Genomic DNA, 13726 nt, shown 5'->3' on the forward strand with positions numbered 1-13726 from the left:
GTTTTTAAGTTTTTAAGTTCTTGAGTTTTTTAGAGTGATAATTGTTATTTCCGGCCATGCTCCAAGGCGCATCGGGAATAGTACATGTCCTAGTCCTATGTTTACGTAAAGTCCTTTATCACCATCCATATACATACCATTGTGTTCCGGATAGATGAACGATGAAACGGACAGTCCGAAGAATGTAATCTGCATATCATGTGTATGTCCGGACAGAGTGAGTTCTATATCCGATTTTGGCAGAACCTCTCTACGCCAGTGGGTAGGGTCGTGGCTCATCAATATCTGAAACATATCTTCGGTACCAGTTGAGGCCTCTTTCAGACGGGCATAGTCTGGGAAGGGCGGGCGTCCGCTGTTTTCTACTCCTATCACTGCTATAGAGTCATTACCTCTTCTGATGATGGTATGACTGTTGTTCAGCATTCTCCATCCCATCCTGTTTTCGCGGTTAATAAGCGAATCCAAATTGGCAAGTCTGTCGGCTTCGGAGTTCCATTTGACATATGTTCCATAGTCGTGGTTACCCAATACAGAGTAAACACCATCCTTTGCCTTTAGTTCAGAGAATATTTCGGAAAACTCCAGAAGTTCGTCGGCACGGCTGTTTACCAGGTCGCCGGTAAACAATGCCAGATCCGCATTCTGACTGTTGCATATATCTATCGCTTTTTTCAATGCTTCCGGATTTCCTTTCCAACTTCCGGAATGTATGTCCGAGAGTTGCAGAATCCTGTACCCGTCGAATTCTTCAGGCAGGTTGGCCGATGTAAATGTCACCTCTCTTACCTTGAAATTCTCTTTGCCTTTTATTGCTCCGAAAAGTATATATCCCAGTATAGCCAGAGCAGGCAGACTTGATATGACTGCATGAGGAATTTTCAGTCCTGTAACTTTATTTATACCCCTCAGTAGAAGGCTGAATAAGACAAACGTCAGTTTGGGAATGCAGAAACATAAAGTTATGATAAGGTATATGCCGAAATAGTCGTGCAGACTGTCGTGCAAGGCTATGAAGAGAACCAGAAGCACAAGTAGTCCTATGGTAGGCCACCACAGAAGTCTTCTGTAAAGTTTGTTGTTTTTATACCTTATATATATACGGTATATGTACCAGTCCGGCAACAACAGCATCAGCAGAAAAAATATTGTAACTCTAAGTAAGATCATTAAGAATTAAAAATTAATAACTAACAACTAAAAACTAACAACTAAAAACTAATTATCCAATATTCGCCCTCAGATACTTTCTCATCTCGTCGGCAGTCTTGCCACGTCTTTCGGCATAGTCTGCAAGCTGTGCTTCATCTATTTTTCCTACACTAAAGTATCTTGACTGCGGATGTGCAAACATCAGTCCGCTAACCGAAGCATGAGGATGCATCATACCATTTTCAGTCAGAGTTATTCCTATACGCTTCATATCCAACAAATCATCGAGCAGAAAGTTCACCGAAATGTCGGGAAGTGACGGATAGCCTACGGCAGGGCGTATTCCGCAATACTTTTCGTTAAGCAATTCCTTTATGCTCAGATTTTCGTCAGGAGCATACCCCCAGACCGATTTTCTGATTGTTTCATGAATCTTTTCTGCTGCCGCTTCAGCCAATCTTTCTGCCAAAGTCTTGCAGAGCATCATCTTATAGTCGTCGCCTTCAAACTCTTTTTCCATCTCTGGGTCGATAGTAGTGGCAAAACATCCCACAGTATCAGTCATACCATAGGACGCAGGTCTTACAAAATCGCTCAGGCACAGGAACGGGTCAGAATCCTTAACTCTTGATTGTTGTCTTAACAGCGGAAATATTGTTCCTTCCATTATCAGATTGTCGCCGTCCGAATTGGCATCCATCAGGCGGTACATTGCATAAACCTTAAAACGTCCGTCCAGGCTGTTGAGCATTCTTTGTGCTTCCTTGTGCAGTTGCATTGCCTCGGAAGCCTTTGGCCTTTCATCTTCCTTGAAAGATATAAGCCACATAGCACGACAGCCGTCACAGCCATGTATGTCGGCTATTGACGAATATTTGGGCTGGAATCCCCATGCATGGAAAAAGTAAATCCAGTTTATGTAATCAGCCAGTTCGTGTATGTCGTATTCCTTTACGGTAATTTTTGTACGCATTTCTTGAATTAAAAATTAAGAATTGAAAGTTGTTAGTTTTTAGTTGTTAGAACCGTCCGGATGGCAACTAATAACTAACAACTGTTTTCAAAAATCATCTGTTAAAAACCAGTGCCTGACCCCTGTGGGCAGTATTTACGGTATCATTTTCGTAAACCACGGTTCCGTTTACCAGAGTTTTCTCAACCTTGGCATGGAAGTTTCTTCCTTCCATAGGACTCCATCCGCAACGGCTCTTGATGCAGTCGGCAGTGACGGTCCATTCATGGTCGGGATTGAGTATAACCAGGTCTGCCTTATATCCCTCGCGGATAAATCCTCTATCTTTGATCTGATAAAGTTCGGCAGGAGCATGACACATTTTCTGTACAAGCTGTTCTACTGACAACACACCTTCTTTTACAAGCTCATAAATACTCACCAATGAGAATTGCAGGCTAGGCATACCTGATACCGCTTTCAGTGCGCCACCCTGTTTTTCAGAGAGAAGGTGAGGAGCGTGGTCGGTACCTATCACGTCTATCAGGTTACTGTTCAATGCTTTTCTCAGTGCGTCACGGTCTGCACGTGTCTTGATACTAGGATTACACTTTATGCGTCCGCCAAGAGTCTTGTAGTCCTCATCACAGAACATAAGGTGAGATACGCAAGCCTCCGAAGTGATTTTCTTTTCCTTCATAGGTTTGTCTTCGAACAGTTCCAGTTCCTTGGCGGTACTTACATGCAGGATATGAAGACGGGCACCTGTTTCCTTAGCCAGTTTCACTGCAAGCGATGATGAGTTGTAGCAAGCCTCCTCGCTGCGGATTATCGGATGAAGAGAAATATCAGCATCTTCGCCATACTTTTCTTTCACTTCTGCAGTATTACGGCTTATCACGGTCTGGTCCTCACAGTGAGTCGCAATAAGCATTCCCGCTTCTGAGAAAATTTTCTTCAGAGCTTCCATGCGGTCCACAAGCATGTTGCCTGTACTGGCGCCCATAAACAGTTTCACGCCACACACGTGAGTCTTGTCAAGATTTTTAAGCTGGTCGGCGTTGTTGTTTGTTGCCCCGAAATAAAAAGAATAGTTCACCACACACTTGGTAGCAGCATCGGCAAATTTGTTTTCCAGAGCCTCTATGGTAGTGGTCTGTGGATTGCAGTTAGGCATATCCATGAACGAAGTCACACCACCCGCAGCAGCTGCGGCAGTTTCTGTCGCCATGTCAGCCTTGTGAGTAAGTCCAGGGTCGCGGAAATGCACATGGTCGTCTATCACTCCTGGTAATAGAAAACAGCCTTCTGCATCAATAGTTTCGTTTATATCACATTCAGGCGTAGCATCGCCTTCTATTATTCTGTATATTGTTTCATCCTCAGTTACAACCGAGCCTTTAAACTGTCTGCCCTCGTTCACAATGACAGCATTCTTTATCCAAATTCTTTTCATCTTCTAAAAACTAGTAACTAACAACTAAAAACTAACAACTTTTCCTCTTAGGATACTTCTTGAACCAACTGTCCCATTTCAGTTTCATCACTCCAAACACTGCTTCACCGAAAATACTGCTGTTCATCTTCGAAGTGCCGAGTTCGCGATTTATGAATATCACCGGTACTTCTATAATCTTGAATCCACACTTGTAGGCAGTGAACTTCATTTCTATCTGGAATGCATATCCTTTGAATCGTATTTTATCAAGATCGATAGTCTCAAGCACCTCACGTCTGTAGCATTTGAAACCGGCAGTAGTGTCGTGGACTGGTATTCCGGTGATAATTCTTACATATTTGGATGCAAAGTACGACATAAGTACCCTGCCCATAGGCCAGTTCACCACGTTCACTCCGCTGATATATCTTGAACCTATAGCCACATCTCCACCGTCATCATGACAAGCCTTGTAGAGTCGTGGCAAGTCATTCGGATTGTGGCTGAAGTCTGCATCCATTTCGAAAATATAGTCGTATTTATTCTCTATAGCCCATTTGAAACCGGTGATATATGCAGTACCAAGTCCCAGTTTACCTTTTCTTTCAATCATGAAAAGCCTTTCCGGGAATTCGTTCTGCAACCTTCTCACTATGTCTGCAGTTCCGTCCGGGGAATTGTCCTCTATAATAATGATATGGAAAAACTTCTCCAGTCCGAATACTGTGCGTATTATATTCTCAATGTTTTCCTTCTCATTGTAAGTAGGAATTATGATGATGCTGTCACTGTTTTGCATAAGATAAATTGTATGGTTTATACTAAAAAACAAAGGTATGAAAAAAAAGGGAAAGTTTGATAAACGTATATTGATAATATTGGATGGAAATATTACATTTGTAGAGTATAAAGAAATATCCACATGAAACACATTGTATATATAATATTTGCATTTGTTGCTTGTTGTATTTCGGCATCATGTACTTCTATTCAAAGAAAAAACGCTGGCGACACCTCGCATTGGTTGGAAAAAGCCAGGTTTTACGAATCGAGTGGTGATGCCGGAAATGCCATGATTTGTTATCTTAATGCTATTGACCTGTTCAAGGAAAAGCAGGACACGGTACTGAAAGTATCTGCCTATAACCGTCTTGGTGATTTTCATTTTAAATACGGAATGTATGAGAAGGCCGTAGAAAACCATCGCGAAGGATATAATATCGCATTGAGGATGAATGATGAAAAGTTGGTATGCGAGGCTGCCGGAAGGCTCGGGCTTGATTATCTGATGCTTAATCAGAAAGATACGGCACAATATTTCATCAATAGATGCCGGACAATAGCCTTTGAAAATCAATTGCAAAATGTTTTCAAGGATGATTACGGACTATATTCTTTTGGAAATAATGACAAGGATTGGAATTCCATTGTCCGTACAGTAAGGGCAGACTCGCTGGGTACAGTAGATGACAGGGAAAAACTCATGTCAATGGAAGCAGAGTTTAATCATGAAAAGGCTTTGTTGAGAAAAGAGAATGAGAGAAAAACCGGCATGATAAATGCTGCTACGGGAATGTTCCTGTTTGGGGCATTCGGTGCCTTGTCGTTTTTCTTCTATCGTGGCAGGAAAGAGGCAGAAACAAATCTTGATAATGTTATAAGGGAAAGTAATGACAGAAAAGACTTCTATACCTGTCGTGAGAACTATTTGTGCGAACAGGAAAAACAGTTGAAACGAAAGGAAGAACTGTTGCTGTCCGACACAAATGTAGGAGTTGTTGCACTTATAAATAAAATGAAATCCTCACCATCGTATATGCCGGTGAAATCGGCTGACGAGTGGAATAATCTTTTTATGTTTGCCGATTCTTTGTTTCCAGGTTTTTCCGTAAGCCTTGATGCAGTCGGCGAACTGACTGACCGTGACAAGGAAATAAGCTGCCTTGTAAAACTTGGGTTTACTACCGGACAGCTTGCCATATTCTATGGAATTTCTCCCGCTTCTATTACCAAGGCAAAATTCAGAATACAGAAGAAGATAGAAGCAAGCCGGGTGCACGAAACCTGTGGCTCCTAAGCCTGAAATTAAGAAGAAAAATACAAATGTCCGCATAAAGCTTTATCTTCTGTGACTGTAAATTGCTTAAAATCAAATTGATACATTTTACGGGTAGACGATACGATGTCCGTACCGTAATTATATCGTGAAAGATACATTACATTAATTTTGCCGTAAAAAACAGAGCAAATTATGTGTAAGTATCAACGTGTGAATCTCATTTGCGGTTTTATATCATTTCTGATATCTGCTGTAGTTTATATCCTTACGGTAGAACCGTCAGCCAGTTTCTGGGATTGTCCCGAGTTTATTCTTTCTGCCTCACGGCTTGAAGTTGGTCATCCTCCCGGTGCTCCTTTCTTCATGTTGGCAGGCAATGTGTTTTCGCTATTCTCATCCTCGCCGCAGGATGTGGCATATTGTATAAACGTGATGAATGCACTTCTCAGTGCGGGTACCATATTCTTTCTTTTTCTTACCATTACATATCTGGCATCGTCCATAATCTGCAAGGAAATGCCAAGAAAAGACTTGTCATCCGCTTCCATAGCCTTGGTAATGATGTGCGGTTTTACCGGTGCATTGGTCTATGCGTTTACAGATACATTCTGGTTCTCTGCTGTAGAAGGCGAAGTCTATTCGTTTTCTTCATTTCTCACGGCACTCACTGTATGGATAATACTGAAATGGGATGAAGAGTCAGCCAGTGTTTCGTCAGACAGATGGATAGTTCTCATGGCATATATCATTGGTCTTTCCATAGGAGTTCATCTGCTTAATCTGTTGTGTATTCCGGCTGTAGGTCTGGTGATATATTATCGCAAATATCCTCATACCGGACATAAAGGACTCGTCGTATCTATATTATTAAGTATGGTTGTTATAGCAGCTGTGCTTTACGGAGTTGTTCCCGGAGTGATGAAAATGGCAGGACTCTTTGAATTGTTTTTTGCCAATACCCTAGAAACCGGTTACGATACGGGGATGATGGTATATGCCATATTGCTTTTTGCTGTGCTTGTGCTGTCTTGCATTTCGTGTGTGACATTGCACAGTAAGCGTATATCACTTATGTTGGTATGTCTGTCATTGATTATGCTTGGACTTACTCTTCATGGCGGAGTATGGATTTCCTTATCTCTTTCGTTACTTCTTTGTGTGGTTATATGGCTGATTGTCAGAACTCTCAGCCACAACAGACTGTGGCATTTGCTGTATGTCTTCAGTTTCAGTCTTTTGATGCTTACCGTAGGCTACAGTTCGTATGCCCTGATATTGATACGTTCGGCTGCAAATACTCCGATGGACCAGCAGTCGCCCGAAGACCCTTTCACATTGCGCGATTATCTCGGACGCGAGCAGTATGGCGATACTCCTTTGCTGTATGGACAGTCGTTCGCATCGGTCAGGGCACTTAAAGAAAAGGACGGCTATCTGATTTATGATTATAAAGTGACCGACGATGTCTATAGAAGAAAAGACTGGACTACCGATACAGCCAAGACACCTAAAGATGAAAAATATGTCGTTACCGGACAAAAGATGAAACCGGTGTACGAAGATGCCACATGTATGCTTTTCCCTAGAATGTATAGCGAAGATCATGCTGAACAGTACAAAGCATGGATTCCGGGAGGAATGAGAGGCAGGCAGGTATCGTATTTTGACAAATCGAAAGGAGAGAACGTTTCGGTGACAGTTCCTACATTTATGGACAATCTTAAATATTTTCTGAATTATCAGGTCAACTATATGTATCTGCGGTATTTCCTATGGAACTTTGTGGGGCGACAGAATGATATCCAGGGATATGGCGACATGATAAACGGCAACTGGATTACAGGTTTCAGTTTTATAGACCGTTACCTGGTGGCAGACAATGAGTTCCTGCCGTCACACCTTAAAGGCAATAAGGGAAGGAATGTATATTATGCATTACCTCTTATAGTAGGACTTCTAGGAATCTGGTGGCAGTGGAAAAGCGGTACTGTAGGCCGAAGACAGTTCAATGTAGTTGCCATACTGTTTTTTATGACAGGTCTTGCCATAGTGTTGTACCTCAATCAGATACCTGTGCAGCCGCGCGAGAGGGATTATGCCTATGCCGGATCGTTCTATGCCTTCAGCATTTGGATAGGTCTTGGGGCAGCAGCTATATTCACTACACTTGGAAAACTGTTCCGTAAGAATACTTCCTTTCCTGTTTTAGCTGTATCATCATTCATATGTGCCGGACTGATTTTGCAGGTCTTAAGTCAGACATGGGACGACCACGACAGGAGCAACCGCTATCTGTGTCGCGACATGGGATATAACTATCTTAACACCGTGCAGGAAAAAGGCTATCCGGTGCTTTTCGTAAATGGCGACAATGAAACTTTCCCTCTTTGGTATGCACAGGAGGTTGAGGGAGTACGTACAGATGTACGTGTGTGCAATCTGATGTATCTCACCGGAGGATGGTACGTCGACCAGATGTGTCGTCCGTCGCATACTTCTCCCGGACTGCCGGTGTCTTTCGGAAGAGAATTCTACAGAGACGGAGTGAACGATATAGTACGTGTAAACCCTGTGGCTGGATATGCTGACGATGGAACACCTGTACGTATCAAGGATAGGGTGGAAGAGTATTACAAGTTACATCCCGGTGAATATCCGTTCGGTGAAGACCCTTGGGAATGGAAGAACATTGTGCGCTATTGGCTGACATCCGATGATGAGTCCATGAGGTGTATTCCGACCGATGAAATACATTTCAGCATAGATGCTGATGCTGTGAGACGCTCGGGAATACATATTCCCGAAGGAATGTACATCCCGGAAACCATGACTGTAAGCCTGAAAGACAAGCCGTATCTAACGCGTAGCGGTATCATTCTTGCCGACCTTATAAGTAATTGCAATTGGGAACGTCCGCTTTATGTAGCCAAATCAATGCGTATAGGTGAGTATCTTGATTTGGAGGATTATCTGGTTCTTGAAGGAATGGCACAAAGGATAGTGCCGTTCAATGCCCGAAAACTGAAACATACGGTAGATGCGGACAGATGTTATGACAATATTATGAACAAATATTCATATGGAGGACTGTCCGACAATTCAGTATATTTTGATGAAACCAACCGGCGTATGGCAATCACCCTCCAGCGTATGATATGCGAGGCTGCAGAGTGGATGCATTCATCGGGTGACAGTGTCCGAAGTTCAGCGTTGGCAGATAAATGCCTTGAAGAGATTTCAAACGAAGATGTATTGCTTGACGGATATTCGTGTGCAGACCGTCTGGCATTGCTTTCGTCGGATAAAGCTCACGGCAATGTTTATTCGTCTGTCATGAATACCCGTATGGAATATGCATTGTGGTATCTTTCATTCGGTGATAGCGATTTCGTTGATTATATGGACGAACTGCTGCGTGCGCTGTATAATATAGATTATGATGTGGTAGGAGAGGAATACGACCATGTTTTGAACTTGGCACATGGACGCTTCTTGAGTTTGGGACTTGAAGAATATGCCGATTTTGTTGGAAAACTGAAGCATGGTAGAAAGTGATAGTATAGTATAAAGTTCTTTGTTATTAATTGTTAATAATAAGCCTGTTGTCGTCATTTCATCGGCAATTCCTTTTTTATATCAGAATTTCTTGTCATTTTTACCGTGACACGAACGTGTTACATGCGTCACACGTTCGTGTTACTATCGTTGCACGTTCGTGTCACACGCGTTACACCTACGTGTAACACTAATTTCGCCAAGGCGTTTCAGATATTATTAATATTAATCATTAAAAATTAGATACCATGCCTATAAAATTCGATTTGTATAAAAATCCTGAGAAAGAAGGAATTGTTGCTCCCAAGTTGCATGCCAAGGTCATTACCAAAGATGTGATGACCACAAAAAATTTACGTGACAAGATAAACAGTAAATGTACTTGTTTCCCCTGCAGACGTAGCGGCCGTGCTGACAGCTTTAAACTCAGAAATGTTTGAAGCACTCAGTGATGGATATTCTTTGCATCTGGAAGGAATAGGTCATTTCAGTCTCAGTCTGAAATGTGCTCCCGATGTAAATCCCAAGCATGTATCCGCGTCGGACATCAGTGTGAAAGGTATCCGTTTTTCTCCCGATAAAGAACTTCTGGAAAAATTCAAGACTGTGGAGTTCGAACGTCTGAAAGATGCTTCCCGTCATTCAGAGAATATTGGAATGTCCGAGATACTGGAAAAGCTGGATACGTATTTTAAAGAAAATCAGTTTATGCGCCGTCTGGATTTCGAGAAACTTACGGGTTTCACCAAGTCGAAGGCTATAAGAACACTGAAACAACTTGTGGAAGACGGAGTTTTGAAGAATGCCGGAACCAAACAAATGCCTATGTATATTAATAATTAAATAAAAGGACGATTATGAAGAAATTTAATGTATTACTTGCAGCAATAGCTTTTTCGTTAGGTTTTTCATCATGTGAAAATTCAAAGACTCCTATCGGGGAATTATCTTCTTTGGTAGAACGGGTGGAAGATAAGTATGATGAATTTACCGAAGATGACTGGGATAAAATAGCCTCTGAATATGAAAGAATAGAGGAGGAAATGTCAAAATATGAATTTACTGACGAAGAGCTGAAAGAGATAGGAAAACTGAAAGGCAGGATTTATGCCAAGATGACCAAGAATGCCGTAAAAGATTTTTCAAAACAGCTTGAAGATTTGGGCAAGCAGATTGAAGGTGGAGTGGAAGGATTCTTCGAGGAACTTAAAGAGGATTGATAACTCCTGTTTATATTGTGTTCAGCAGCCGTTCAGTGAGTTTTCACTGGGCGGCTGCTGAGCTAATTTTTATATTGAATTCACTCAATGGTATCTCATATCCAGCCCACGGCCAGCTGACGAAGAGTTCTTCAGTACGTGTATCTTTCTTGATAGTAACCTCATCGAATACTTTTAAATTCCTAAGGAAAGGATATGCGTCAATTGGGATTGAGTATTCTTTTATTCCGTCGGTTGTCTCAATAGTCAGGGTGAAAAATTTGCGGCTTATTGTTACATCCTGAATGGCATAGTCATCGTCAAGGTATTCTGTGTTAAGCCTGTTTAGCAGGGTTTCTGTAAATAATTTCAGAGAATCATTATCATCGAACCTGCGGATAACGTTCCACCAAACCTGCTCGTCCCTTTCGGCAGGTTTCTCTCTCGTAATTCTTTTTAGCCTTGACGGTATGTTCAGGAAATTCTCATTCTCGTCATTCCATTTAATTATTATCTCATTGCTGACGTCGTCGTATTTATACAGCCCGTAATACACGGTATAGTCCTCGGTGGCTGAATTAATAATGTTGCATACCTGAATAGTGGCTAATTCATCATCGTCATTTTCTTTGTTCCAGAAAATCAGTGAGAAGTTTTCTTTCGGAATGAAAGTTTCGTTATCTTTTCCGGCTTCGAAAGTCTGACCGATATACATACCGTGCAGTGGTGAGTTCGACTCGCGGAAGAACAGAGTCCAGAACCTTTCCCCTTTAGAATAAACCACATCTGTTTCATGCCAGTAGCTGAAATCCTCCCATTCTGCAAAGGCAGCTCCAAGTTCAAGGATGCTGTTGATATAATCCGGGGCGGCAAAATATCTCAAAACATGAATATTGTTCACCATCAGCCCCCAAATGCACTGGGGAACATTCCTGATAATATTGTTCGAGAGATAAGCTAATGATGTGGAATGCCCTATAGCATTTTCCGGGATGTGCTGTTTGAGAACGGAACAAATGTGTGAGGTATGTTCTTTCAACAGATTGTGGAATTGCGCTGTGTTTCCTGCATACGGATCAATCTTTTTCATCTTTATATACAGCACCATCACTGCGCCGAAGTACACATAGGGACTGTCCCTGTATATTTCGTCCAGCTGCGGTATGTAAGGACTGAAATTTTCAGGATAATCTTTGAAATCACGTGTCACGAAATCCGTCAGAATCCTGTCCGGACCAGAAGTTTCATTATCGTAAACATTTCCATCCTTTATTGCGTCATATAGAATCCTGCCTACCCTGAACATCTCAGTGATGTCAATCAGGTCTGAATAATCCAAATCGAAATGAGTGCAGATATCATCAATGATATTGTCCACCGTAGAAGTCCGGATATTCCCTTCTTTCAGTCTTGAGAAAGCCATCCTCCCTTTATATCCTAGGCAGCTTGCAAGTGCGGATGCTGAAGATTCGAAAATCCTGTTGTCGATGAAAAATGTAAGAAGTTCTTTATTGTCCGGCATAGTATATATTACTGTTTTGTATCAATAATCAATAGTTCTGATACAAAAATACATTTTCCTTTTTTTACACAAAGATATTTCATGTGATAAAATCTGAGAACATTAAATTTGTATCACCTTTAGTGTAAAGGTAACAAAAAAATCCCACGAACGGGTGTCGTGTATTATAAAAAACGTATCTTTGTAATACGAAGCCGGAGAAATGGCTTTGTAGATGTATAGTGCGTTTTTTACTTTTATCCTAAGAAACGAAATAGCCAATTTCAACAACAAGCAGGGTAGGAGAACATGACGCTCATCTGTATTGTATATACTCGTGTACAGCCAGTGTTGTATCCGTTTGTATAATCATACGGCGTGGGATTACTGTTTTCGCTTGTTGCTTGTAGGGTGTTTGGCGATGCCCGTTTCTTGATGAGTGAAAACAAGTCCTCACGCCTTTTTTGTTTTTGTGTAATGCTAAATTCGGAGGACTTATAAGCGGAAAAACACTTTATTGTTATGGTTTAGAAATATTACAGATATGAATAAAGACTATGTTTTTTGGTTGAGTATCCATTCTTTAAATGGTATTTAAATAGTGTTTGAAAAGAGTTTGCAAAACAATTGCAAAAGCTTTGCAAAGATTAAACCCATAAAAAGAGCGTCATATTGAACAAAAAATGTATCTTTGCAATACACCGACTGGAGAAATGGTCCGGTGTTTACATAAGAAAGCGTTTTTTGCTTTATCCTAAAATCGAAATCGCCAAATTTTAGTAGAGGGATAGAGACAATATGACGCTCATCTGCTTTGTATATGTATGTGTGTACAGCCAATGTTGTATACTGTTGCTGCATATCACAAACGGCGTGGGTCGATTGTTTCTTTATTCATTTCTACGAGGCGTTTGGCGATGCCCGATTTTGATGTTTAAAGCGGACAAATCCTCACGCCTTTCTTTTATACTAATGAAAACAATAATGCCTTTTCGGGGGATAGCGGGCATAAATAAAAAAATGGGAACATTTACGTTTATTTTTATCGGAATTGTTGCAAGTGCAGCCTATTCTTATGGATTGAAATCCGTGATTAAAAGTAAAAATGGTGAAATCTTTCCTAATAAAATCCTGGATAGGCTTTTAGGAATTGGTAATTTACAAATTTTGTTTTTGTTCATTGTATGTGGTTTGATAATGAATCAAGATGCTTATAATATAGACAGTGGCATTGATTCCTTATTGGATAATTCGTTCTTAGATAGTGTATTTGAGTTTTTTACCGGAATGAGTAGTGAACCTAATTGGGATGCATATTCTATTGGGGATAAACTAAAAGCTGATATGGTATGGTTTATCCTGATTTTTATTGTTTTGCTGTCCGTTCATGGATATGGATTAGCTACGAGAAGTCTAAGCAAGTTTGTTGTAGAATCTTTGTCTGTTCTTTGTTCTTTTTTATGTTATTTATCTTTTAATAATGTATTTAATATTCAATACAGTATAATGAGAAATAGTAAAAGTGTAGGTTTGTTGGATTTTTTCTCTGAATCATCATTATTTTCAAGCATATGGTGGTTCAAGCCTTGTATATATTTAATCTTTATATTCTTGATTATAAATCATTTTCTGTGTCATCGGGCTTTGAACAGCTATTATGAGGGATGTAAAAATACTAACGTTAGCAGTAAAATAAAATATATAACTATTGCAGCTTGCATAGTAGTGTTTGTTTTATATAATATGTTATTGTTTTGATTGACTATAATTTTCTTTATTTAAGTCGAAAGTATAAGCTCTGAAATGATTTTAAAGGTTTAATAATGATTTGTTAATATAATAATTATGAACTACATGAACAGATTTATTA

At 40.6% G+C, this 13726-nt stretch carries 11 protein-coding genes; 6 read left to right on the forward strand and 5 right to left on the reverse strand.

The annotated features are described in order from the left end of the window. Positions 1-12 precede the first annotated feature (12 nt). The 4 genes from I6E11_RS03630 to I6E11_RS03645 form a co-directional block, all read right to left on the reverse strand. The gene (locus I6E11_RS03630) at positions 13-1170 is read right to left on the reverse strand and encodes a metallophosphoesterase (RefSeq protein ID WP_235336455.1); all 1158 of its coding nucleotides are present in this window, start codon (positions 1168-1170) and stop codon (positions 13-15) included. A 52-nt stretch (positions 1171-1222) separates the two neighbouring features. Next, the gene (locus tag I6E11_RS03635) at positions 1223-2125 is read right to left on the reverse strand and encodes a vitamin B12 dependent-methionine synthase activation domain-containing protein (protein WP_235336456.1); all 903 of its coding nucleotides are present in this window, start codon (positions 2123-2125) and stop codon (positions 1223-1225) included. Positions 2126-2219: 94 nt separating this feature from the next. Beyond that, positions 2220-3560, reverse strand: coding sequence for a dihydroorotase (locus I6E11_RS03640; protein ID WP_235336457.1), 1341 nt, complete (start codon positions 3558-3560; stop codon positions 2220-2222). A gap of 31 nt (positions 3561-3591) precedes the next feature. Next, entirely contained in the window at positions 3592-4341 is a 750-nt protein-coding gene (locus I6E11_RS03645) for a polyprenol monophosphomannose synthase (protein WP_235336458.1), read from the reverse strand. A gap of 123 nt (positions 4342-4464) precedes the next feature. On the opposite strand from I6E11_RS03645, the gene I6E11_RS03650 reads away from it, so the two are divergent. The 5 genes from I6E11_RS03650 (at position 4465) to I6E11_RS03665 (ending at position 10376) form a co-directional block, all read left to right on the forward strand. Next, entirely contained in the window at positions 4465-5619 is a 1155-nt protein-coding gene (locus tag I6E11_RS03650; RefSeq protein ID WP_235336459.1) for a tetratricopeptide repeat protein, read from the forward strand. 174 nt (positions 5620-5793) lie between these two features. Then, entirely contained in the window at positions 5794-9156 is a 3363-nt protein-coding gene (locus I6E11_RS03655) for a glycosyltransferase family 117 protein (protein ID WP_235336460.1), read from the forward strand. A 248-nt stretch (positions 9157-9404) separates the two neighbouring features. After that, entirely contained in the window at positions 9405-9596 is a 192-nt protein-coding gene (locus tag I6E11_RS15035; RefSeq protein ID WP_262911649.1) for an HU family DNA-binding protein, read from the forward strand. Continuing rightward, a complete protein-coding gene (locus I6E11_RS03660) occupies positions 9565-9999 on the forward strand; it encodes an HU family DNA-binding protein (protein WP_317221509.1) in 435 nt (144 codons plus the stop codon). The genes I6E11_RS15035 and I6E11_RS03660 overlap by 32 nt, the downstream gene beginning before the upstream one ends. Positions 10000-10013: 14 nt before the next feature. Then, positions 10014-10376 (forward strand): outer membrane protein assembly factor BamD, encoded by a 363-nt coding sequence (locus tag I6E11_RS03665; protein WP_235336461.1) that lies wholly within the window; start codon positions 10014-10016, stop codon positions 10374-10376. Positions 10377-10419: 43 nt separating this feature from the next. Here the strand turns inward: I6E11_RS03665 and I6E11_RS03670 are convergent, their stop codons facing one another. Continuing rightward, complete coding sequence (locus tag I6E11_RS03670) at positions 10420-11877, reverse strand: hypothetical protein (protein ID WP_235336462.1); 1458 nt, start codon at positions 11875-11877, stop codon at positions 10420-10422. A 951-nt stretch (positions 11878-12828) separates the two neighbouring features. Here I6E11_RS03670 and I6E11_RS03675 point away from each other — a divergent pair. Next, on the forward strand, positions 12829-13614 hold the full coding sequence (locus tag I6E11_RS03675) for a hypothetical protein (protein WP_235336464.1): 786 nt from the start codon (positions 12829-12831) through the stop codon (positions 13612-13614). Positions 13615-13726: the final 112 nt, after the last annotated feature.

It is taken from the genome of Bacteroides caecigallinarum, assembly GCF_021531075.1.
GTDB lineage: Bacteria > Bacteroidota > Bacteroidia > Bacteroidales > Bacteroidaceae > Phocaeicola > Phocaeicola caecigallinarum_B.